General features: G+C 41.9%; 21 protein-coding genes and 2 pseudogenes. 7 read left to right on the top strand and 16 right to left on the bottom strand.

Going from position 1 to position 23,722, the window contains the following annotated elements:
- Window positions 1-326 precede the first annotated feature (326 nt).
- A pseudogene (locus ACESZG_RS16485) lies at window positions 327-592 on the bottom strand (RtcB family protein); the annotation flags it as partial.
- Between the two features lie 170 nt (window positions 593-762).
- Entirely contained in the window at window positions 763-1,683 is a 921-nt protein-coding gene (locus ACESZG_RS16480) for a peptidoglycan-binding protein (RefSeq protein ID WP_022380853.1), read from the bottom strand.
- Between the two features lie 219 nt (window positions 1,684-1,902).
- On the opposite strand from ACESZG_RS16480, the gene ACESZG_RS16475 reads away from it, so the two are divergent.
- A complete protein-coding gene (locus tag ACESZG_RS16475; protein WP_173698614.1) occupies window positions 1,903-2,610 on the top strand; it encodes a hypothetical protein in 708 nt (235 codons plus the stop codon).
- On the opposite strand, the gene ACESZG_RS16470 is transcribed toward ACESZG_RS16475, so the two are convergent.
- The 3 genes from ACESZG_RS16470 to asnB form a co-directional block, all read right to left on the bottom strand.
- On the bottom strand, window positions 2,602-2,733 hold the full coding sequence (locus ACESZG_RS16470) for a hypothetical protein (protein WP_005424140.1): 132 nt from the start codon (window positions 2,731-2,733) through the stop codon (window positions 2,602-2,604). The two genes, ACESZG_RS16475 and ACESZG_RS16470, sit on opposite strands and share 9 nt — an antisense overlap.
- Window positions 2,734-2,815: 82 nt before the next feature.
- A complete protein-coding gene (locus ACESZG_RS16465; RefSeq protein WP_128866342.1) occupies window positions 2,816-3,334 on the bottom strand; it encodes a sigma-70 family RNA polymerase sigma factor in 519 nt (172 codons plus the stop codon).
- 252 nt (window positions 3,335-3,586) lie between these two features.
- Window positions 3,587-5,419 carry an asparagine synthase (glutamine-hydrolyzing) gene (gene asnB / locus ACESZG_RS16460; RefSeq protein WP_055201248.1) on the bottom strand — a complete coding sequence of 611 codons (1,833 nt, stop codon included), beginning with the start codon at window positions 5,417-5,419 and terminating at the stop codon, window positions 3,587-3,589.
- 505 nt (window positions 5,420-5,924) lie between these two features.
- On the opposite strand from asnB, the gene ACESZG_RS16455 reads away from it, so the two are divergent.
- On the top strand, window positions 5,925-7,712 hold the full coding sequence (locus ACESZG_RS16455) for a peptidoglycan-binding protein (RefSeq protein WP_055060271.1): 1,788 nt from the start codon (window positions 5,925-5,927) through the stop codon (window positions 7,710-7,712).
- Window positions 7,713-7,797: 85 nt separating this feature from the next.
- On the opposite strand, the gene ACESZG_RS16450 is transcribed toward ACESZG_RS16455, so the two are convergent.
- Together ACESZG_RS16450 and ACESZG_RS16445 are read right to left on the bottom strand one after the other, a co-directional pair.
- Window positions 7,798-8,439 (bottom strand): hypothetical protein, encoded by a 642-nt coding sequence (locus ACESZG_RS16450; RefSeq protein ID WP_055060270.1) that lies wholly within the window; start codon window positions 8,437-8,439, stop codon window positions 7,798-7,800.
- 207 nt (window positions 8,440-8,646) lie between these two features.
- A complete protein-coding gene (locus ACESZG_RS16445) occupies window positions 8,647-8,892 on the bottom strand; it encodes a BhlA/UviB family holin-like peptide (protein WP_055060269.1) in 246 nt (81 codons plus the stop codon).
- Between the two features lie 690 nt (window positions 8,893-9,582).
- On the opposite strand from ACESZG_RS16445, the pseudogene ACESZG_RS16440 reads away from it, so the two are divergent.
- Window positions 9,583-9,867 (top strand): annotated as a pseudogene (locus tag ACESZG_RS16440) (AAA family ATPase); the annotation flags it as partial.
- On the opposite strand, the gene ACESZG_RS16435 reads toward ACESZG_RS16440, so the two are convergent.
- Complete coding sequence (locus ACESZG_RS16435; protein WP_081018968.1) at window positions 9,821-9,934, bottom strand: YccF domain-containing protein; 114 nt, start codon at window positions 9,932-9,934, stop codon at window positions 9,821-9,823. The pseudogene ACESZG_RS16440 and the gene ACESZG_RS16435 sit on opposite strands and share 47 nt — an antisense overlap.
- 86 nt (window positions 9,935-10,020) lie before the next feature.
- Here ACESZG_RS16435 and ACESZG_RS16430 point away from each other — a divergent pair, with 86 nt between their 5' ends.
- Both ACESZG_RS16430 and ACESZG_RS16425 read left to right on the top strand, forming a co-directional pair.
- Window positions 10,021-10,332 (top strand): hypothetical protein, encoded by a 312-nt coding sequence (locus ACESZG_RS16430; protein WP_055060267.1) that lies wholly within the window; start codon window positions 10,021-10,023, stop codon window positions 10,330-10,332.
- Window positions 10,333-10,369: 37 nt separating this feature from the next.
- Window positions 10,370-11,023, top strand: a complete 654-nt coding sequence (locus ACESZG_RS16425) for a transposase (RefSeq protein WP_055060266.1) — start codon at window positions 10,370-10,372, stop codon at window positions 11,021-11,023.
- Window positions 11,024-11,404: 381 nt separating this feature from the next.
- On the opposite strand, the gene ACESZG_RS16420 is transcribed toward ACESZG_RS16425, so the two are convergent.
- Complete coding sequence (locus ACESZG_RS16420; RefSeq protein ID WP_368210535.1) at window positions 11,405-15,169, bottom strand: phosphoribosylformylglycinamidine synthase; 3,765 nt, start codon at window positions 15,167-15,169, stop codon at window positions 11,405-11,407.
- 439 nt (window positions 15,170-15,608) lie between these two features.
- Here ACESZG_RS16420 and ACESZG_RS16415 point away from each other — a divergent pair, with 439 nt between their 5' ends.
- Window positions 15,609-16,487 (top strand): LysR family transcriptional regulator, encoded by an 879-nt coding sequence (locus tag ACESZG_RS16415; RefSeq protein WP_008707308.1) that lies wholly within the window; start codon window positions 15,609-15,611, stop codon window positions 16,485-16,487.
- 76 nt (window positions 16,488-16,563) lie between these two features.
- On the opposite strand, the gene ACESZG_RS16410 is transcribed toward ACESZG_RS16415, so the two are convergent.
- The 3 genes from ACESZG_RS16410 to ACESZG_RS16400 form a co-directional block, all read right to left on the bottom strand.
- Window positions 16,564-17,394: an Mrp/NBP35 family ATP-binding protein gene (locus ACESZG_RS16410; RefSeq protein WP_008707307.1), complete on the bottom strand. Its 831-nt coding sequence runs from the start codon at window positions 17,392-17,394 to the stop codon at window positions 16,564-16,566.
- Between the two features lie 300 nt (window positions 17,395-17,694).
- Window positions 17,695-18,042: a metal-sensing transcriptional repressor gene (locus tag ACESZG_RS16405; protein WP_368210536.1), complete on the bottom strand. Its 348-nt coding sequence runs from the start codon at window positions 18,040-18,042 to the stop codon at window positions 17,695-17,697.
- 130 nt (window positions 18,043-18,172) lie between these two features.
- Entirely contained in the window at window positions 18,173-18,400 is a 228-nt protein-coding gene (locus ACESZG_RS16400; protein ID WP_019162473.1) for a hypothetical protein, read from the bottom strand.
- Between the two features lie 352 nt (window positions 18,401-18,752).
- Here ACESZG_RS16400 and ACESZG_RS16395 point away from each other — a divergent pair, with 352 nt between their 5' ends.
- Window positions 18,753-19,325: a xanthine phosphoribosyltransferase gene (locus tag ACESZG_RS16395; protein ID WP_022380651.1), complete on the top strand. Its 573-nt coding sequence runs from the start codon at window positions 18,753-18,755 to the stop codon at window positions 19,323-19,325.
- Between the two features lie 46 nt (window positions 19,326-19,371).
- On the opposite strand, the gene ACESZG_RS16390 is transcribed toward ACESZG_RS16395, so the two are convergent.
- From ACESZG_RS16390 to ACESZG_RS16375, 4 genes are read right to left on the bottom strand one after another with little or no spacing between them, the layout of a single operon-like run.
- Window positions 19,372-20,904, bottom strand: a complete 1,533-nt coding sequence (locus ACESZG_RS16390; RefSeq protein WP_243282886.1) for a substrate-binding domain-containing protein — start codon at window positions 20,902-20,904, stop codon at window positions 19,372-19,374.
- A gap of 25 nt (window positions 20,905-20,929) precedes the next feature.
- A complete protein-coding gene (locus ACESZG_RS16385; protein ID WP_118520913.1) occupies window positions 20,930-21,571 on the bottom strand; it encodes a hypothetical protein in 642 nt (213 codons plus the stop codon).
- A 2-nt stretch (window positions 21,572-21,573) separates the two neighbouring features.
- Window positions 21,574-22,296, bottom strand: coding sequence for a type 1 glutamine amidotransferase (locus ACESZG_RS16380; RefSeq protein WP_008707293.1), 723 nt, complete (start codon window positions 22,294-22,296; stop codon window positions 21,574-21,576).
- On the bottom strand, window positions 22,296-23,630 hold the full coding sequence (locus tag ACESZG_RS16375) for a MurT ligase domain-containing protein (protein ID WP_008707292.1): 1,335 nt from the start codon (window positions 23,628-23,630) through the stop codon (window positions 22,296-22,298). Before ACESZG_RS16375 ends, ACESZG_RS16380 begins: the two co-directional genes overlap by 1 nt.
- Between the last annotated feature and the right edge of the window lie 92 nt (window positions 23,631-23,722).

Here is a 23,722-nt window from a genome sequence, read left to right as displayed (position 1 = left end):
GCAACGCTGTTGTTAAAAATAATAATCACGAAAAATCATAACGTATTTGTATCAAAAGAAGGAGAAAATTTCAACATAACTATTGGAAAAAGGATTAAGATATGCAGAAAATTCAGAGCTATGACCGGTAATCAACTTGGCCGCGCCATCGGTCTGAACAAAGCCTTCGGCACAAGAATTACTCAATACGAAACGAATGCCCGGATTCCCAGACCGGAAATTTTAAAAAAATTGCAGATGTTCTTAACATTAGTCTGCTTTCAATCTCACCGCTCTTCGGAGACATGCCGGAGGAATTTATGGAAATCCTGTTCTGGCTGGATGAAGAATTCTAGATTGCCTTTTCCCACCGCCATACACTTCCATCACGCATATTAATCGGAATCAGGACTTTCTCACCGGCATGAGCAGCAATCGTACTTTTCCTTAAGATCATCTCATCCGTATCAATGTAATTGTGGATAGTATGAAATACCTTCTGGCACTTCATTCTTATCTTTTCCAAAACACTCTCCACCATTTCTTCACGGTTCTAGCAGGCAAAGCTCTGGCATATCTCTACATCATGCAGATAATCATCCGGATAGTTTCCATACTGACCGATCCCCGCTACATAAACCGCTGCCCATATATAGTCTTTCTTTAGTATTTCCCGTTTTTTTTAAAACACCATTTACCATACATTTATCAAATAAACAAATGCAGGAAGTAGATTCTAAAAACTCTACTTCCTGCATCTGTCATTTTTATCTTATATCCATTTTACAATTTTGCATATAAAGCATTAATTTTCGCCCGAGTAGCAGGTCCAATAATTCCGTCAACGGATAAACCATTTGCTTTCTGAAATTTGCAAACAGCGTTATATGTTCCCTGTCCAAAAATTCCATCTGCGCCAGAGGAACCACAACTGTACCCTAAAGCAATAAGTTTTTTCTGCATATTTTTCACATCAGTTCCGCTTGAGCCCATAGACAGATTTGTGCCGGAACTACTTCCTCCTAAATTTGAATATGCGGAATTTATTTTAGATCGTGTCGTAGGCCCAATAACACCATCCACCGTCAAGCCATGGTCTCTCTGAAAATTGCAAACGGCATTATATGTTCCCTGTCCGAAAGACCCATCTGCACCTGAGGAACCACAACTATAGCCTAATGCAATAAGCTTTTTCTGCATATCCTTCACATCAGTTCCACTTGAGCCCATAGAGAGGTTTGTGCTGGAACCAGATCCACTTCCATATGCCGGTCTGCAAAACGAAGCCTTGGGAGAACCAACAGTACGATTAGTTGTTCTTACCTGATCTTTAGAATTTCCATCAATTGTTACATACGTATTTCCGCTGACTGACTTAACAATACCAACATGACCATAAGTTCCCCCCGCAGACGTAGTAATAATTGCGAGGTCTCCGACCTTCGGGCTTGAATAAACACGTCCTAATGAATTATAATATCTCCAAATTTCATAGACAGATGCTGTTTTTCCGCCTCCATAAAAAATGCTAGATGCGCCGGAATGTTTAAACACCCACCATACGAACACTGCACACCACGGATAAGCATCACCATTTACCGCCTTTCCATAATACTCCGTATTGTACTTTACGTTGTTATTGCCGGTTTCTTTTACTCCAATCTCATTGCTCGCTGTTTTGATAATTGTACTCGCTGTTGCCATATTATATTACCTCCGTTTTTTATTTGTGATAACCGGTTATCTGTCTTATATAAAGTAACTTACAGGCGAAATGTAAACCATTATTTTCATTAAAAACAAATATTCAAAAATAACCGAAATTCTACTCATTTCTAAAACATATTTCGATAAGTCAAAATTACAATTTTCACACTTTAATTGATATAATATTCAACAACTAAACAAGGAGGCCATTTAACCATGAATAATGTAAAAATTCTATGTATCGCAGGCAGTATCGTACTCGGTAGTATATTGCTATCCGGACAAGCTTTTGGCAAAGCCCCCTCAGATCTAATCACCCTTTCCGCCCCTAAGGAGCCTGAGGGGCAACATGTATCTTATGATATAGATGGTTCCGGCTCTTATTATGACAGTGAGTCAGATACAACTTACTATTTTGTCAAGGGGATTGTCACTTCTTATTCTAATCATACCAAAACCTTTTCACTGACTTCCGACGTCGGTGAAACTTATGAGTTACCGGCAGATACGGATATTAATATAACCGACTATCTCAACACAGAAGCACATATATGGTACTCAGAAGACTCTCAAAAAAACTTAAAATTACTTGTGTTCTCTCCTCAAATTTTTTGGGAACATATTAATGAGCTGGAATCAGATGAACAAATTCCGGATGGTGCCACAGAAATTGATGGGACTCTTTCAAAATATATCTCTTTCTGGTTAACAGAAGATAAAATAGATGTTACTCTCTTATTTGTTGAGGACAACGATGGAAACACTCATATATATGCAGAGGATAACACATGCAATAATTGTAATAGTTCTGTTTTTGTCAAAACAATCGGCGACTATATCAAGTTATATGAAGATATGCATTTAAATTCTCAAGTATATGATGATTTTAATGTTGCATATCTTATATCAGAAGCATCATCTTGACTTACCCAAATGTCTGGTTGAGAACCTGATGTTTTTTACATCAAACATATCATATATTTTAAATGCCGCAGCCAATATTTTCAAAGGCTGCGGCATTTTTGACTTAATTTTTCTTTCAAACATGTTGCTTCTTCTTTTGACTGCTGCAAATATGTTTATGTCACAAATTCAAGCAATATTCAGCACTTACTATTTATGTAAAAAATCATTTCAGAAATTGATATATTTTTTTCTTTTCTCTGTTTACATATTGACGGCTAAAGTGTAAGAAAGATGCGATTTCACTATCTGACCACCCTAAAATCAAGTATTTTAAAATATCCCTTTGGTTTGAAGTCATTTTTAAGGTTATATTTTTCAGATCAAATGCTAATTCCACAGATGAATAATCCGCTCTATAGCTTTCTTGTAAATCACCTTCATTATCCATATATGCACATTCGTATTTTTCTTTTTTTAAGTTTCTCTTGCAAAGATGAGCAAATTTATATTTCACTGAATTGGTAATGAATTTCAAGCACTGATAATCGTCTTCACAAGTGGCGATTGTTTTTACTGCTTCTATAATTGCCAAATTCAATTCTTGAGTTGCGTCATCCCAATCTAGAAAGAATATTTTTTTTGCATATGATTTTACTAAAGGTTCCATTATGCAAAGTAAGCTTTGCATGTATTTTGAATCATTTTTTGCCTGTATAACCAAATCTTTATATCCCTGCATCATATACCCTTTTATTTTTTAAAGAGTATCTGGGCATAAAAATGTAAACTTATTTTTTATTTTTTTGTTCAGAATCAAAGGTTTCTTATATCTATAAAAAAAGGAATATTGTATTTAAACAATATTCCCAATTTCCATCCTGCATATAATCCTCACTACAGAAGCTATATATTTTACAGCTGCTTCCCGCCATCATTACCAAAAATACTTTCAAAATCTATTTTTACAATCTTTTTTGGGTTATTCTTATTATTTTTACTCATCAAAATATTCCTGATACCAGAACAAAAACGCCAGCACCGTCCAGATTTTCCGGCTGTTGTCCTTCTTTCCCGCGTGATGCTCCTCCAGAAGCGCCGTCAGCTTTTCCGTGTGGAAATACTGACGGGATATGGGGCTTTGAAACATTTTTTTAACTCTCCCGTACCAGTCGTCGTCCCGCAGCCAGACACGGACAGGCACCGGAAATCCCAGCTTTTTCCGCGCGGCCGTGTCTTCCGGGATGTATTTCCGGGCCACCTTCCTAAACAGATACTTCGTCTTTCCGTGGGCAAATTTTGCCTCCGGCGGAAGTGTCCGGACAGCCTCGAACACATCCCGGTCCAGGAAGGGCACGCGCACCTCCAGCGAATGGGCCATGCTCATGCGGTCGGTTTTCTGCAAAATATCCCCGGCCAGCCAGTATTTCAGGTCGATGTTCTGCATTTTCTCCGGGTCGGAAAGCCCGGCGGCTTCTTCATAAGTCTTTCGCAGAAACTCCTGACAGGACGGCGTGTCGGTCGGATTTTTCAAAAGCTCCCGGCGCTCCTCGTCGGTGAAAATATGGGCGTTCCCGATAAACCGTTCCTCCACCCGTTGGCCGGCCCGGATCAGAAAGCTCTTGCCGCGGCGGTCCGGCAGTTTTTTCGCCTGCCGGGAAACCGCACGCCGGATCTTTTCAGGAATCCAGGCCACTTTCTGAAGAGCCAGAGGCTCCCGGTAGATATTATAACCGCCAAATAGTTCGTCCGCACCCTCCCCGGAGAGCACCACCTTCACATAACGAGACGCCTTGGCAGCCAAAAAATACATGGCGACGGCAGAAGCATCACCGCTGGGCTCGTCGAGGGCGTACATTACCTTTGGAAGCACATCCCAGAACTCCTTTTTCCCGATAGTATGCATGTGATAAGAAAGATGCGCATACCGGGCCACCTCCCTGGCCCTGTTTTCCTCGTTGTAGCCGCTGTTCCCATCCAGAAATCCCACCGTAAACGCCATTTTTGCCCCGGACAACACGGCAATAAAACCCGAATCCACACCGCCGGACAAGAAAGTTCCCACTTCCACATCACTGACCATATGGCGGCGGACGGATTTTTTAAGCACGCTCTCCAGTTTTTTCTCCATATCCGCCAGCGAACACCCCGCCTCGGGCTGTAGCTTCGGCTGAAAATATCTGCAGATTTCATACTTTCCCTGGCGGTAAAACAGCATACAGCCCGGCGGAAGGCGGTAGATTCCCTCAAAAAAAGTTTCCTCCAGCACGGAATACTGAAAAGAAAGATACTGCTCCAGCGCCCGTTCATTCAACTTTTTCGGGACGCCCGGGAACTGCAGGATGCTCTTAATCTCCGACGCAAACACGAAATTTCCATCCACCACTGTGTAAAACAACGGCTTGATTCCGAAAAAATCCCTCGCCAGCATCAGTTCTTCTTTTTTCTCATTCCAGACGGCGAAGGCAAACATTCCACGAAGCTGCTCCACAAACGCCGGACCATAAGCCTCAAGACCATTCACCAGCGTCTCCGTGTCCGAGCGGGTGACAAAAAGAATCTTCTTTTCCCGTTCCATCTGCTCCCGCAGTTCCTGGTAATTATAGATTTCTCCGTTAAACACCACTGTCAGGTTCTGACTGCTGCTTTTCATAGGCTGCAGGCCGCCTTCCAGGTCGATGATACTCAGGCGGCGAAATCCAAGGGCCACGCTGTCATTTACAAAACTGCCCTGCGCATCTGGACCTCGATGTACCAGCTTTTCCTTCATTTTTTCCACAATCTCTCTTTTGTTCTTTTTCTTTCCGAAAAATCCACAAATTCCGCACATGCTTTTCTCCATCTCGTATAATAAGTTTGTAAGCAAGAGAAATCTCTTACAGACTTATTTCTTTTTATGGTATAGAGGTAAGGACATCTAAGAGGTATTCCCCTCATCCCATTCCCATCTATACAGTCAATAGTTACATTGACATATCGTTTATCCTTGTTGTCAACCTTTACTTCTTTATTTTACCTCATATAACACCCCATAATATATTTCTGGCACTAACAACACCTAAAAGTCTTCCAACAGTAACAACTGTCTCATTTTCATTCTCAAAAGTCATTGCGCAGTAGCATACGGTACAGCCCAAGGGCTTTTTTCGTTTTCAGCCATCAAATTTGCTCTTCATCACTTGCCGAACATGAATCCTGCTTTTGCACTTCTGCTCATTGGATTTCACGGCACTTTTTTGTCAAAAATCTTGATTAGCGGTTTACATTTTGAGACTATTTTTCTCCTTATAAAATGAATTTGCAAATTCCAAAATTTCAAAAGGAGAAAAAACACAATGACAGATCATGAAAAACTTGTAATGCGAAATATTATTTATGCAGTGGAAACTGGCGGACAAGTATATGGACAAAAGGACTATGCTGATTTTACGGAAGCATATACCAACAGTTCTGCGGAACATGCGATCACAATCGGTGCCGGACAGTGGTATGGCAATGAGGCTCGTACACTTCTTCTTAAGATTAAAACTACTGATGCCGCAACTTTCAGCAAGTATGATACGGCCGGTGTCGCGGCGGATCTTAATAAAACAGACTGGTCAAACTATCAGCTCTCAAAAACCTCGGCAAAAGCGAAGGCAATTGTACATATTATCAATTCAACAGTTGGTCATCGCTGCCAGGATCAGCTTATGGATGGACAGATGGAAACTTATGTGAAGGAAGCAGCTTCTCTGGGCGTTACAGCAATGGATGCCAAAATGATGTGTGCAAATTTTCGCCATCAGGGTGGACTTTCTGCGGTGAAAAGGATTCTTGCCAAGACTACAAAGCCTTACACACTGGATCATCTTTATACTGCCTGCCAGACAGATACCGGAAATCAGGTCGGAGCATATAAGAGCCGACAGAAAATGGTATATAATGCATTAAAGACCTATATCACTAATTATAAGGTGACAGCATCCGATGCAATTCAGGCAGCGATAAATATTGCAAAAGCAGAAATCGGTTATCGTGAGAAAGCATCGAATGCAAATCTTGACAGCAAGACCGCAAATGCAGGAACCGCTAATTATACAAAGTATTGGCGGGATGTTGCACCAGAATACCAGGGTCAGGCATGGTGTGCCTGCTTTATAAGCTGGGTATTTATGAAAGCCTTTAACAAGTCGAAGGCTTCGGAATTATTAAAGCATTGGCCGTATATAAGTGTTCCAAACATTTCAACCAAATTTACCAATTATTCTACGCCGAAAGCTGGAGACATCGTAATGTATCATAATGGGTCGGTATTTAATCATACTGGACTTGTTATTGCTGTTAGTGGTAATTCTTATACTACCATTGAAGGCAATACAAATGACGGTTCCGGTGTGGTAGCTGAAGGGATCGGCGTATATCAGAGAAACCGTACATTGAGTGCGTCCTCCGGTACAAGATTCGCCAGGCCGGATTATAGTATTATTAATTCCATTAATAACTCTGGCGAAACAACAACTCCTTCTACCTGGACAACGAAAAGCACTGGGGTATGTACTGGAGATGGCGTTTATGTACGTCAGACGCCAGGCGGAGCCATCATGGGTACGGTATCAAAGGGAACCAGCCTTGAGCTAGATGGAACCAACTCTGGTGTATGGGTTCATGTGAAAGTGTCTGGAATCGGAATCGGTTATATGCATCAGGATTATGTAGGCAAAGGAACTGCTTCCACAGGTTCCTCCGCAGTTAAAACAGCTCAGACTGCATTGAACTCAAAGTTCAAAGCCGGATTGACTGTAGACGGTATCTGGGGATCTGCGAGTCAGAAAGCATATATTAAAGCAATCCAGACTGCACTTAATTCCGTATACGGCACTGGCCTTACAACCGATGGCATCTGGGGAACAAACACATCCAATGCCTGTGCTGCTCATGTGCTTTCAGAAGGGGCCAATAACCTTTATGTCGGAGTTCTGCAGATTGGTCTTTATGCTCATGGTATTACCCTGAATAACGGGATTGATAATGCCTTTGGAGCCGCCACAAAGCAAGGTGTGAAAAAATTCCAGACTTCTAAGAGATTAACTGCGGATGGAATTGCGGGAAGAGATACTTTTGCAAAGCTTGCAGGTGTTTAACGATTTTTGAACATGCGCCTGACGAGCGCACCTGAGAAAAAGGCGCTGCATATGCAGTGCCTTTTCCGAGAAAATGCGAGAAAATCTAATATTCACTGGGAGAGGTATCTTCAAAATCTTCGTTTTCCGATTCACTCACATCAGGTACATATTCGTCGGTCATTTTCTGCGCTTCCTCTAATGTACTGGAAGGTAAATATTCCTCCCCATCACTCGTAAGCATGATTACTATATTAACGTTATTCTGACTATAATACTCCAGGTCAACATTCAGTCCGGATCGTACAGCACTCCCATTAGCTATATTCAGGACGGCGTTTTCTATATTAAAAACCATATTATAATAATTTCCTGATTCGCCCACTTCTACTGTTATCGTATTTTCATCGGAATACAGAATATTACCAGTGATATATTGGATATCATAAGTTTCTTCCTGTGCAGATTCCTGATCTGCGGGATCTTCCTGGCTTTGGTAAATTTCCGCTTCTGCGTTATTTCCAGACTGTTGATTCTGCACACTGTCTCCTGGATTTGCTGCCACAGCTGTGGGCGTTGGCTTCCTGGTAACAGCCGTAGTAAGATTTGGAATAAACTTTACAGCATCCTTACCACTTTCGCTTTCCGTTTGCGCGGATTCGTTGCTTCCTGACAATTCACATCCTGTCAGGGTCACCGTGATACCTGTCAATATCACAAAAAACACTTTCAGAATCTTTTTTCTCATTTTTTATCCTTTCTTTTTTACTTTTTACAATTTTTATTTTACTCTAAATAACTTCCCATTACCTATTTCTGGCACTAATAACACCTAAAAGTCTTCCAACAGAAATAATAGCTGTTTTATCATTCCAAAAAGTCCGTGGCCTATCATACAAGGATACAGGCCACGGACTTTTTTCGTCATTTAAGGACATCAATTCTTTTTTTCATCTCATTCCGAACGTGAATCCTGCTTCGCCAGAAGATGGTTCTTTATTTCATTCAGGTCATTCTGAACGGTATAAAGAATCTGATATTTTTCTGTAAGCTTTTCTATTACAGACTGATAATTATTTTCACGTTCTTCCTGTTTCTTGTCCCTCTGCTCATTCGATTTCACTACGTAGATGAGCAGAAATACCGCCACCACTGCCCATATCCCCTGCGACAGAGCGGCATCGAGCATAGTTGTCTCCATGTCCTGTTTCCTCCTTCCCGCTATATTAAACGTCCTCTTATCTTTTCCCCAGCCGCCGGGTTCCAAATAGATACGTTCAACCTTTAAAGAGTCGCTACAATACCGATTTGTCAACTAACAGCCTTTTTTCTGCCGATGTTTCCATTTTTCCTTCATGCACGCCGGATTCTTTTAAAATTAGGTATCACTTAAATTTTTTCTGATTTTAAATTCTTCATCAAACACAAAATGTCCTTTAACAGAACGTCAATGTCCCTCAATTTATTCTGGAACCTGTTTTCAAGCTGTGCTTAGGAAATCTCATGCATCATATAAAAGTTTACCGTTCAACGTAAAAATAGCATTGATTCCGCCTGTCCGATACTGCCGAGGATAAAGCCTACATTTTCCGTCTCCCAGTCCTTTTCCGGAAGCACATAATAACGGAACTCCGCCCGAAGCTTTTCGCTGTTTTTTCTTTTTGGACCCCTGCCCGTCGAACCGCCTTCGTGGTTGCTGCTATAAGAAGCGTCTCCCACTCCCCGCAGAAACAACCCTGGCAGACCATCTAATATTTCAAAAATCTGTTGCCACTGCCTAATCCGTCTATTAAGATAAGAATATAAAAACGGAACCTTAATCTGTCTCAGAAAGATGGGATTTGATTGAAAACAACTGCAATTGGCATAATTCTTCTCTGTTCAATACGCCAGCCGCAAGGATTTGTTCGAAAAAACGGATATCTGGAAAAATAAAGAATACCGATCCATACAGGGAACTTATCTCGTCATTTTCCTTTCCTTCGCAAATGTAAAGGAAACTACGTTCGAGAGCGCCAGAAAAAAGATCAACCAGATTCTGCGGGATTGCTACCGAAATTTTGATTTTCTGCTGAATTCAAGCGCTTTGAATGAGGATAATACTTCTTATTTTATAAAGGCATCAGTACTCAACCCGCCATACGCCTCATTGCTACACCTACCGGGATCAGGATAATCGTACAACATAACACCAGGCCAAAAATCACGGGCATCGCCGCTATCGGCAGACCGATGCGGGCCACATAAGCCACTTTTAAGAATTAAAGGCGTTACACGGCTGTACTTTTATGAATCCTATTACGAAAATGGAAAAACCAGGCAAAAATGTGTGGAAAATCTCAGCCGTCTCGATGAGCTGCAAATAAAGTACGATGATCCTGTTTCACATTTTAAAAAGATTGCTGAAGAACGCACTTTTGAGAAAAAAGCTGCTCAGAAAATTTCTGTTCCCATTGATATGGAAGCTGAAATGGATATCAACGAGGACAATCTTAAAAACGCAGGTTATTCTGTTTTAAAAGAACTTTACAAACAGCTGGAACTGGATAAATTCTGGAAGCGGAAACTCCGAAACACTTCTATTAAGTATGATCTGGAAGCTGTTTTTCGGCTTCTGCTATTTTCACGTATCCTATTTTGATTGTACGAACTTCTATTTCGATATCGGAAGATCTGATATGGACACCTTTGACGACAACGGTAATCCGATAGACAAAAAAGGAAATCCTACTGAATTAAAATACAGAAAACAGGAACCTGAGAAAAACCACAGGCCAGACCCCATCGTCAAAATGGGTTTACTCATGGGCAAAAACGGTATTCCCCTCGCCTTTGACCTGTTTCCGGGCAACGAATCCGAAAAAGTTCATATGCGTCCCATTATTAACCGCGTGAAAAATGAATTCAACAGCGGACGTATTATTTTTGTTGCCGACCGGGGACTTAACACATCAGATAACATATATTTCCTGAATGGTGATAATAAAGGTGATTATAATCCACGAGACGGATATGTGTATGGACAGTTGGTTCGCGGTGCAGATGCCGGTTCCGGAGCATATGTGCGGAATATTGCTTTTGACAAGGCAACAGGTGAGATTGTAGAAGGAAGAGAATTAACTCTCGATACAGAAAAGATTACAGAAGAAGAAAAATACGATGGATACTATTCAGTCGTCACCAGCGAGTTGAATATGAGCGACTATGAAATCAGGGATACTTACAGAGGACTTGCACGGATAGAAGAGACCTTCAAGATATCGAAGACAGAATTTGAATCCAGACCGGTATTTGTATGGACGAATGAACATATACCAGTTCGTTTATTATGACGAAATCCTAAGAGAATGCGGACATGTTTTCAATCTGGAATTAAACCATAAATACCGTACCCAAGAGCAGATGCGCAGATTGCTAAAATATTAAAAAAATTTTTCTCATGTCTAAATCGGACGAATATACCACATGCAGACAAAATACGGGAAGCCTTGATTTTACTGGCTTCCCGTTAGTTTTGGTGTCAAACTTGAGTGGCGACCTTCACACTCAAAAAAGGGCGCTACCCAACCAGGCGAATACGCAAAGTTAATACACTCCTCCACACCACAATCCCGGCGCTCCTAAAAAGAAAGCGCAAGGGTGGAGTCCAGAGGAGGGACAGCGCTTTCTGTCCTTCCTCTGGGAACCTTCCGTCTGGAAAGTTTTCCCCTATTTTACTTAAAATATTCCACACCAGACTCGAATATTTTAATATCCTGCTCTCCATAGATATTAATGGCAACTCCGTCCCCGCGGCGTTCGCTATGTGCCATCTTACCAAGGATACGTCCATCCGGGCTGGTAATACCTTCAATGTTCATATAAGAACCATTGACATTCCATTCTTCATCAACGCTAAGCTGTCCGTCCGGAGTCACATACTGAGTTGCAACCTGTCCATTTGCAAACAGTTTCTCAAGCCACTCGTCATTTGCAACAAAACGACCCTCACCATGTGAAGCCGGGTTACAGTAAACACCACCAAGCTGTGCTTTCTGCAGCCATGGAGATTTATTACTTACAACTTTTGTATAAACCATCTTGGAAATATGACGTCCAATGGTATTGAATGTCAGTGTCGGAGAATCTGCCTTCTGTCCGCAGATTTCGCCATACGGTACAAGACCAAGTTTGATCAGCGCCTGGAAACCATTACAAATACCAAGTGCCAGACCGTCTCTCTCATTGATCAGCTTCATAACAGCTTCTTTGATCTTCGCATTCTGGAATGCAGTTGCAAAGAATTTCGCAGAACCATCCGGTTCGTCACCTGCGGAGAATCCGCCCGGGAACATGATGATCTGTGCCTGATCGATTGCTTTCTCAAAAAGCTCTACAGAGTCATGGATATCTTCAGCAGTCAGGTTCTTGAATACTTTTACATCCACCTCTGCACCTGCACGCTCGAATGCACGTGTGCTGTCATACTCGCAGTTTGTTCCAGGGAATACAGGAATAAATACACGAGGTTTTGCAACTTTGTTCTTGCATACATAGATGCTGTCTGCACGATAAAGCTTCTCATCTCTGTCAGCTGCCTCTTTATCATTCTCAGAAGAAACTGTCTTAAATACTTTTTCCAGAGTACCTTTCCATGCATTTTCAGCTTCGTCTACAGTGATCACTGTATTTCCATAGGAGAAGTTACCGTCAGCAGTTACTTCACCGATCACTGTATAAGTGATGGAAAGCTCACCAACCTTACCATCCGGAACTTCCAGGATAATATCGCCAAATCCAGGTGCAAAGAAATCTCTCGAATCAAGGTTATGCTCAATCTTTACGCCCATGCCATTACCAAATGCCATCTTTGCAACTGCTGCTGCAATACCATGGCGGTCAAGTGCATAAGCAGAAACAACTTTGCCGTCCTGCATATCTTTGTGAAGTTTTTCATACTGATCCATGATTCCTGCATAATCCGGCAGATCATACTGATCCTTCGGTGCACGGAGCCATACCAGTTTGTTTCCTGCTTTCTTTAATTCCGGTGTGATCACATCCTGGATCTTCGCAACGTCAACTGCGAAAGATACCAGTGTCGGAGGTACATCAATATCATTGAATGTACCAGACATACTGTCCTTACCACCAATGGATGGAAGTCCGAATCCCATCTGTGCTGCATAAGCACCGAGAAGTGCTGCAAAAGGCTGGCTCCATCTCTTAGGATCTTCTGTCATACGACGGAAGTATTCCTGGAATGTGAAACGGATTTTCTTATAGTCACCACCTGTAGCCACGATTCTTGCAACGGACTCTGTCACTGCATAAGCAGCTCCGTGATATGGGCTCCAGGAAGATAAATACGGATCAAAGCCATAGCTCATCATGGTTACAGTATCTGTTTTACCATTCTGTACCGGAACCTTTGCTACCATGGACTGAGTCTCTGTGAGCTGATATTTACCACCGTATGGCATAAATACACTGCCTGCTCCGATAGAACCATCGAACATTTCCACAAGTCCCTTCTGGGAGCATACATTTAAGTCTGCCAGAGTTTCCATCCATTTAGCTTTTACATCAGCTACATCCGGGCGCTCTTCAAAGAGGTTGCCTTCTTTGTTAGGGATTTCTACTTCTACAGTTGTCTCCTGATGTGCACCGTTAGTGTCAAGGAATGCACGGGAAATATTTACGATTTCTTTTCCTCTCCATACAAGTACCAGACGAGGATCCTCTGTTACAACTGCAACCGGAATTGCCTCCAGGTTCTCTTCATTTGCATAGCCAAGGAAAGTATCTACATCTTTCGGGTCAACTACTACAGCCATACGTTCCTGAGATTCGGAGATTGCGATCTCAGTTCCGTCAAGACCTGCATATTTCTTCGGAACCTTGTCAAGATCTACCCTCAGACCTGCTGCCAGCTCACCGATAGCAACGGAAACACCGCCTGCACCAAAGTCATTACATTTCTTAATAATATGGCTGACTTCCTCACGGCGGAACATACGCTGGATCTTACGCTCAGTAGGAGCATTACCTTTCTGCACCTCAGCGCCGCACACTTCAATAGAAGCTTCTGTATGAACCTTGGAAGAACCTGTAGCACCACCGATACCGTCACGTCCTGTACGTCCTCCAAGTAAGATAATGATATCTCCCGGATCAGAATTCTCACGGATAACCGCGCGCCTCGGAGCAGCACCCATAACAGCACCGATCTCCATACGTTTCGCTACATAGTTAGGATGGTAAACTTCTTTTACATAACCTGTTGCAAGACCAATCTGGTTTCCATAGGAGCTGTAGCCATGAGCTGCGCTTCTTACCAGTTTCTTCTGCGGAAGTTTACCCTTGAGAGTTTCTTTTACAGAAACAGTAGGATCTGCTGCACCTGTTACACGCATTGCCTGATATACATAAGTACGTCCTGAAAGCGGGTCACGGATCGCACCGCCAAGGCAGGTAGCTGCACCACCGAATGGCTCGATCTCAGTAGGATGGTTATGTGTCTCATTCTTGAAGTTGATCAGCCATTCCTCTTCTTTACCGTCTACGTCTACAGGAACTACAATACTGCAGGCATTGATCTCATCAGATTCTTCCTGATCAGCAAGCTTTCCTTCTGCTTTCAGTTTCTTCATAGCCATCAGAGCCAGATCCATCAGGCAGACAAATTTGTCCTTACGACCTTTGTAAAGTTCTTCTCTGTCAGCAAGATATTTCTTGTAAGTATCTACGATCGGTGCTTTGTAATCACCTTCGTCAAATTTTACATCTGTCAGTTCTGTGGAGAAGGTTGTGTGACGGCAATGATCAGACCAGTAGGTATCCAGTACACGGATTTCTGTCATGGACGGGTCACGTTTCTCTTCTTCTTTGAAATAATGCTGGATATGCTGGAAATCCTTGAATGTCATTGCAAGATTTAAAGAATCATAAAGTTCCTTTAATTCTGCTTCCGGCATTTCCTTAAATCCGTCAAAAATCTTAACATCTTCCGGTTCCGGGAAAACAGTTACCAGTGTTTCCGGTTTCTGCAGACCTGTCTCACGGGAATCTACAGGGTTGATGCAGTGATGCTTGATAGCATCAAATTCTTCATCTGAAATAGTTCCTTCAATTACATAAGTAGTTGCGGAACGAATGATAGGCTGTGCATTCTCATCCAGGAACTGTACACACTGAACAGCAGAATCTGCTCTCTGGTCAAACTGTCCCGGTAAAAATTCTACAGAGAAGATGCGGGAGCCTTCTGCTGCCTCAAAATTCTCTAGATATAAATCATCTACAGGTGGCTCTGCAAAAACAGTTTTGCATGCTTTATCAAAAACTTCATCAGAAATATTTTCTACATCATAGCGGATCAGCACACGTACTGCTGTTACGGATTTAATTCCCAGATAGCTGCTGACCTCATGTTTTAATTCCTTTGCCTGTACAGCGAAGGCCGGTTTCTTTTCTACATAGACACGTCTTACGTTACTCATAGAAACTCCTTTCTTATGTATGCATTGTTTTAAAAATGCTTTAAAAGCACCTTGCAGCCCGACTCCAGTGAACCTGCTGCTTGAACTATTGCTTTCTTTATAGTATCATAGGAAATATCATTAGTAAAATTAATATATCTTATATTTTTTATTAATGTAACTAATTAGTTACTGTTCACTGGTAATATCCCGCGAGGTGTTTTTTGTGAGCGAAGGTCACAGAAAACCCAAGATATACCGCGCGAATTTATGCGATTAGCATAAATTCTGTGCATCGCGAAGCGTGTTACTGAGAACGGAGTGAACAGTAACACTAATTAATCACTATCCGTGAAATGTTTTGGAATGAATATGCCAAAATCCCGAGACATACAATCTAAAGTTCCATTGCTGCCGACAATTTGTATCATCACATTATTTTATGAAAGGATTTATTTCTATGGATATTAATCTTGAACTATACAAAGTATTCTACTATGTTGCCACCACCCTCAGCTTCTCAGAGGCCTCCCGCCAGCTTTTTATCTCCCAGTCAGCAGTCAGCCAGTCCATTAAAACTCTGGAAAAGAAGCTAAATCATCCTCTTTTTATCCGCAGTACCAAGAAAGTATTGTTAACTCCTGAAGGAGAACTTCTGCTCCAGCATGTAAAACCGGCTCTCCAGCTTCTGGACGAGGGAGAATCTCTCCTGTCAGGAGACAATCTGCTGAAAGGCCAGTTGCGTATTGCTGCCAGCGATACGATCTGCCGGTATTTTCTCATTGATTATCTTCAGAAATTCCATCAAACCTACCCGGATGTCCGTATCAAAGTCACAAACAGTACCTCCATCGGCTGTGCAGAGCTTCTGGAGAAAGGTCAGGCAGATCTGATTGTATGCAACTGTCCTAATTCCAGACTTGGCAGCCATTTTCAGACACGTGTGCTAAAAGAATTCCACGATGTATTCGTTGCCAATACGGATTACTTTCCTGTACACACTGTTCAGACCGAACTGCAGGAGCTTCTGAACTATCCAATCCTGATGCTTTCCCCCAAAAGTACCACCAGTGAATATTTGCGGGAAGCATTCACAGCCCATAATCTCAAGCTTCTTCCTGAAGTAGAGTTAAACAGTAATGACCTGCTTCTGGATCTGGCACGGATCGGACTGGGAATTGCCTGCGTTCCTGATTATATGTTAAAAGAAAATGATCAGCTGACACCGCTCATGTTAAAAGAGCCTCTTCCCGGACGTCAGCTTATACTTGCCCAGCATGACAGTCTTACTGTCTCTCAGGCTGCTGAACGCTTTATTGAAATGTTTACTTCCATATAATAAAAGAAGTCCTCACTCAGTACTGAAACAACAATTTTTATAATCGCGTTTCTTACTGAATGAGAACTTCTTTTTCTTATTTCGGCATTACAGCCAGTGCATCAGTAATATACTGATTATCGATTGCTGCAAAGAATCCGCCGTCTGCCTTGGTTGCATAATCCATATCAATCGGCATTTTTCCAAGTACAGGAACCTTCAGCTCTGCTGCGATCTCATCAATATGGCTCTCACCAAAGACTTTGATCTCTTTTCCGCAGTCCGGACATTTCACATAGCTGTAGTTCTCTACGATTCCAAGTACCGGTATCTTCATCATCTCAGCCATATTAAAGGCTTTCTTAACGATCATCTTAACCAGATCCTGAGGTGATGTTACGATCACGATTCCTTCGATCGGCAGAGACTGGAATGCTGTAAGCGGAACATCACCTGTTCCAGGAGGCATATCCACAAACAGATAGTCTACGTCGCCCCAGATAACATCTGTCCAGAACTGTTTTACCATATTTGCAAGAACCGGACCTCTCCAGATTACAGGAGTATCCTCTGTAGGAAGCAGAAGGTTGATGGACATTACCTTGATCCCGTTTTTTGTGATCATCGGGTAGATACCTTCATCATTTGCCATTGCTGCACCCTTTAATCCATACATTTTCGGAATGGACGGTCCTGTGATATCCGCATCCAGGATACCGACTTTGTATCCCTGTGCTGCCATCATGTTTGCCAGAGAGCCTGTTACGAAGGATTTACCAACGCCACCCTTTCCGCTGACAACCCCGATCACATGTTTTACATTTGACTGAGCATTCATTTCTGCCTGAAAACTCTGCTGTTTCTTGCTGCTGGAACAACCTTCGCAGCTTGCTTTGTCGCATGAAGTGTTGTTACATTCTTTTGCCATAATTAATCTTCTCCTTTATATTTACGCACTGCTGTACTGACAAAATATTGTTACTGTTCACTCCGTTCACAGTAACGTAGCCAAAATTCATTCCAGATTGCCTACGGCAATGGAATTTTGGCTTGTATGTCTCGGGATTTTGGCATATTCATGCCAAAACACCTCGCGGGATAGTGGTGTGTGAACAATAACAAAATATTCTCTATTGTCAGCAAGGAGCGTGTCTGAAAAATCATTCCCACAAATTGTGACGCACATCTTGCGTAAAGCATTTTTCAAACAAGCTCCAGAGTACGCATATTACTTTACAAATCTGTCAATTGCTACCTCAAGTTCTTTAATTGCCTCTTTATCACCATGTTCCACTGCATCTACGATACAGTGTTCGATATGATCCTGCAGAATGATCTTACCTGTATTATTGATGGCAGATTTCACTGCTGAAAGCTGTATCAGAACTTCCGCACAGTCTCTTCCGTCCTCTATCATACGTTTGATAGATTCCATATGTCCGATTGCTCTGGACATACGGTTCAGCACTGCCTTTGTATGCGCATGACTGTGATGATGCCCAGGCTCCCCATGAGAATGTTCAACTACCGTCCCATCCTCCAGTACATGCGTATGTGTCTTTTGTTCCTCGGCCATAACATTCCCCTTTCTCTTTCAGAATATCCGATTCTTTACCGCTTATCTGTCTTTATATCCTCACACACTGTCTGTGGCTTTCCTGCTTACAGCACTTCCGTACAGCGTAAATGATATTATACCACATTTGTCAAATTTCTGTAAAGGAGCAACGCTGTTTTATTTGTGAAGTCGTAATATCAAAAATAATGGTTCCATCCTCCAGAACGGTTTTCTCATAGGAAACCTCTTTTCCTTTGAATTTATTTCTGATATATTCTTCCGGATCCTCAAGTTCCAGTTCTTCCACAAAAACATCTCTCATCTGATTCCGCGGACATTTATTAAAAATTTCCCATATCAGTTCATATTCTTTCATATTCCATCTCCAGTCCGTAAGACGGATATTCACAATCCGTTTCACTATTTAGCCCTCTTCGGCTGATTTACGGCAATCTGCACAGATTGTCCTGCGGTTTTTCCCAACCAGTCTGAGACTATTATAATTATTTTTAGATTTTTTGTCAAAAATAATTGCATGAAGACGAATTATAGCGTATCATAGTTTATAATTATCAAAACAGCAATGTTACTGTTCATTTTGCAGCCTGATGTTTTTTTGAATTCTGCATATTCACAGTAACTGTAACTATTCAGTACTTTCGGGAAGCAGTGTACCGGATAGTTACCGACAGCTACAAACTAATTACATATATAAAGGAGAGAAATCTATGAAGCTTTTAAAAGACCGAATTCTTAAGGATGGAGTTGTAAAACCGGGAAATATTTTAAAAGTAGACAGTTTCTTAAATCATCAGATGGATATTACCCTCATCAATGAAATCGGCAAAGAATTCAAACGCCGCTTCTCCGACTGTCCAATCACTAAAATCCTTACAATTGAAGCATCCGGTATCGGTATCGCCTGTATTGCTGCCCAGTACTTTGATGTACCTGTAGTTTTTGCCAAGAAAGCACAGAGCGTGAATCTGGATGGAGAAATGTATACAACTAAAGTAGAATCTTTCACTCATAAGAAAGTATATGATGTGATCCTTTCCAGGAAGTTTCTCGGACCTGAAGATCATGTACTTCTGATTGATGATTTCCTTGCTAACGGATGTGCACTTCTCGGCCTGATCGATATTGTTAAGAAATCAGGGGCAACTCTTGAAGGAGCCGGTATTGTTATTGAGAAAGGATTCCAGCATGGCGGTCAGGAGATCCGCGATATGGGAATACGTCTTGAATCTCTTGCTATCGTTGATTCCATGACAGACGATTCCTTAACCTTCAGAGATTAACTATAAAAGGATGGGAAAACCCATCCTTTTTTGTTCTATGAATTCTTTATTTTTTCTGATCCGATGTTTTCTCCACTTTTGAGTTATCTTCGGAATCATAGATCAGATTTTCTCTCGTTTCACCTTCTGATTTATCTTCTGTTTCGGGAGTTGGTGTCACTTCTTTTGAATCTTCCTCTGAGGCTGTCTTTAATGTCACTTTCGGCACAGGTGTTGCCTCTGGCGCAGGTGTCACCTCCGGTGTCGGTGTGGGATCAGGAGCGATCTCATCTTCCGTATAAGTTCCGTTATCCACAAGAATCTGATAATTATCCTTGTCGATCATCTGTGCTCCACATGTAAAAGTTCCCACAATCTTTACTCCGTTATCATACTGTGAATAATCTTTTACGTCAACTTTCTCTCCTGTCAGATAGTCAATGGCCATCTGTGCTCCGCCCTTAGCCAGTTCCTTACGGTCCATAAACATGGTAAATGACATTTTACCTGCTGCAATATCCTTTACTGCCTGTGCCTCACTGCCATATCCTGTGATCATCGGCCATTCATCACTTCCCGGTTCCAGACCACTGTCACTTAAAATTTCCTCTGCAGCATAAGCAAATCCGTCATATGCAGTACAGATAATATCCGGAGCCTTCTCCTCTGCATAAAACTCACTTATAATCGAATCAAGTTTTGTCTTTGCAGATGTCTCGCTCCATCTCATGATTCCTGTATCATCAAATGACGTATTTCCGGATTTACATACAAGTGTTCCATCATCCAGATATTCCTGAAGTCCCTCCTGAATTCCATTACACAGAAACAGTGCAGCATTGTCATCCGGAGATCCCATGAGAAATTCTATTGTATAAGACTTCTTATCCTCTCTGGCTTTATCCAGATCCATTTTTTTGATAATTTCTTTGGCAATATCCTTTCCTATTGCTCTAGTATCATAAGTTGCATAATAATTGATATCCGCAGTATCCCGGATCAGACTGTCATAGGAAATAACCGGTATTTCCTGCTCTTTGGCAGTTTTCAGGATATCTGTCAGACCATAGGAGTCTACCGGATCAATGATCAGGGCAGAAACCTGCTCATCAATAAATTCCTGAATCTGGGAAATCTGAAGCGCAGGATCGCCGCCGGCATTCTTCACATCTGCCTCATATCCTCCATCTTCAATTTGCGAAGTCATCTCTTCGCTGTCAATTTTTGCATCCTCATCGTCATCAGAAAGAAGCACACCTATCTTTCCGGCAGAAGCTTCCGTTACCTCAGCATCTTCCTCTGATTCATCATCTGAATCTTTTCCTGAAGAATCTCCGTCTTCTTCCTCCTTCACTGATGTCTCTTTATTGTCTTCGTCTGATTTTGCACTGTCTCCTGCCTTGCTGCTGTCATCGGCATCAGAAGCATTTTTATTTTCTGCCTCTACTTTTTCACCTTCCTCAGTTACTTCGCCTACGCCCTCTTCTTCTACCTGGGCGCTTTCATTTGCTGCTTCTTTTGCCTCATTCTTCCCGCAGGCAGACAGGAACATGGAGGATACCATTATTCCAAGCAGAATAGCTGTTGCTCTTCTTTTCATAATACGATCCTTTCTGATATCATATTTATTTATCAATTCCCTTATAATCTTTTGCAATGTTCTTCAGATAATCCCGATAGGCAACGGCTGCTTTCTTTGGTTTCAGAATATGTACATTTCTTCCCATAGAAGTCAACCATCCAAAAAATGCCTTATCAACCACAACCTCAACAGTTACAATAAAATTATCCTCCCCCTTTATTTTGCAGAAAATCTCCGAACCAAAGGTACGCTGGATTTTTTTCTTTGTAGAATTCTGACATACAAGCCTGATTTCTTTTAAATTCTCTCCTGTTTGGGAGGGTGTCGGAGCACTGATCTTTGCAGGTGCTTCAGATTCTTTTCCAATCTGTTCCTGCACATTTTCAGATTTCTCTCCTGTTTCGCCATCCGGCTGATGTATTATCGTATTATCCGCTTCTGTTTTATCTGAAGCGGATTTTTCCTCATAATATCCGCCTTCCCGTCCTCTTCTGTAATGTATATCCATTCCAAAATCACGCAGGGTTTCCATATCATCATAAATACTCTTTCGCTCAGCTCGAATCCCCTGTTCTTCCAGTTTTGCCAGAATCTCCTGCATGGTGACAGGCTTTTGGCTGGTTGTCTCAGACAGCATTTTCTGCAGATACAGTATTTTTCCTTTTTGATTACATGATTTCGCCATAATTATCCTCTTACAAATCTGTGGTATATATAGTCATTTGCTTCTTTTTCCTGACTGTCATCTAACGGTGTAAGTTCTGTTTCTTTTCCATACTTTCTTTCCAGCGCATGTTGAATGAGCCAGTCTGCAAGCTGCGGATTCTTCGGAAGTAACGGTCCATGCAGATAAGTCCCTATCACATTCTTATATACTACGCCTTCATAGCCTGACTTACCGTCATTTCCTGCACCGTAAAGTACTTTTCCCAGTGGTTTGTTATTATTAATGCAGGTTCTTCCTCCATGATTCTCAAATCCAACGATCGGCATATCAAACAGCTCACTCTGCAGAACGATATTCTGGATCAGACGGCCTTCGCCCTGCTCTGTATACAAGTCTACCAGGTCCAGTCCTTTCATGTTTCCCTGATCTGTTTTGTAATACTTCCCAAGTAACTGATAGCCACCGCAGATTGCAATGACAACGCCGTTATCTTCCACATAAGCCTTAAAATCCGGTTGGATTTTCTGTAGCTTCTCACATACGATCATCTGTTCTCTGTCCGAACCGCCACCCAGAAGTACGATATCAAGCTTCGAGAAATCTATTTTATCATCCAGCTCAAACGGTATGGTCTCAGCCTCAATCCCACGCCACTGGCATCTCTTCATCAGACACTGGATATTACCTCTGTCACCGTAAAGATTCAGAAGATCCGGATATAAATGTCCTATTGTAATTTTCATTATTTCTCGCCCTCCAGTCTCTTCAGAATATTTCTGGTACTGAATAATGCTGTATAGTTTACCAGCACATACAGATTCCCCACTCCGTCCTCTACTCTGTCGCGGATTGCTTTCTCAACATCGCCCTCGAGGACAGACGGGATATCCACATATTTCAGCCGCAGACGCATATCCTGACAGCGGATACCGCTTACAGTAATAGATTTCACTGAATCATTTCCGAGAAGATCAAAGTCAACATCCCAGAGCCAGGAAATATCTGTTCCATCCTGAGCATTATCATTGATCGCAATAATGATGTCCTTCGGTGCCTGATCCTGCATCACTGCGGAAATATTCTGATTAAATCCCGCCGGATTCTTGGCAAGATTTAAGGTTACTCCTGTTCCCTTAATGCGAAACTGCTCCATACGTCCGTTTTCCGGATTAAATCTGCGGAGCATATCCCCGAAATGCTCTCCCGCAAATCCCGCAGTCCTCACTCCCGCATAAGCTGCCAGTATATTATACACATTATAAAATCCCTTATAATTTGCTACAATGTGTTTTCCTTCTACACAAAAGCTGAGCTGGTCGCCTACCTTTACATCCTCCGCATCAAAATCCGGCTTCGGTCTTGCAAATCCGCATTTTGGACAATAATAATCTCCCAGCTGGCTGTAATGATAGAAACGATATTCCAGTTTTTCACCGCATCGCTTACAGAAACGTCCTTCCCTGATTTCATTTGCCGCAGATTTGATCACCGGTTTACTGATACCATAAGTTACATATGGATTCCCGGAATCCATGGCAAGATATGCGGATAATGCATCATCACCGTTTACAATAATCTGCATCTTCGGAACCTTGCGCATCATTTCTTCCAGAATGTTCATAGTGATATCAATCTCTCCGTATCTGTCAAGCTGGTCGCGGAAAAGATTTGTCAGAAGCATATAGTCCGGTTTGATTCTCGGAAAAATATGTCTGGTGGATGCTTCATCGGCCTCAATGCATGCATAGTCCGCATCAATTTTACCATTCCATTTCGAAGCCAGCACAAATGCGGCAACAACTCCATTGAGCATATTGGAACCTGTATGGTTACAGATTACTTTCTGTCCTTCCGCTTCCAGTGCCGCACAGAGCATATTGTTGGTAGTTGTCTTTCCATTTGTACCGCAGGTTGCAAAAATAGCCTTTCGTACCTGTGAGGAAAGCTGTTCCAGAATGTCCGGACAGATCTTAATCGCCACTTTTCCTGCCCAGGTCACACCCTGTCTTCCCATTTTCTTACATACGTATCCTACAAATTTTGCTGCACAGACAGCAATCATTACTCTTATTTTCATTGTGTATGATAATTTCCTTTATAATATAATCTTTGTTATTGCCGCTTATTTAAAATTCTTTTTGCTCCTGATATCTTTGCCCTTATTCAACC

This window comes from Blautia sp. Marseille-P2398 (genome assembly GCF_964240315.1).
Lineage (GTDB): Bacteria > Bacillota > Clostridia > Lachnospirales > Lachnospiraceae > Blautia_A > Blautia_A wexlerae.
The sequence above is the reverse complement of the archived record's forward strand: the minus strand, read 5'-3'. Positions and strand labels throughout refer to the sequence as shown.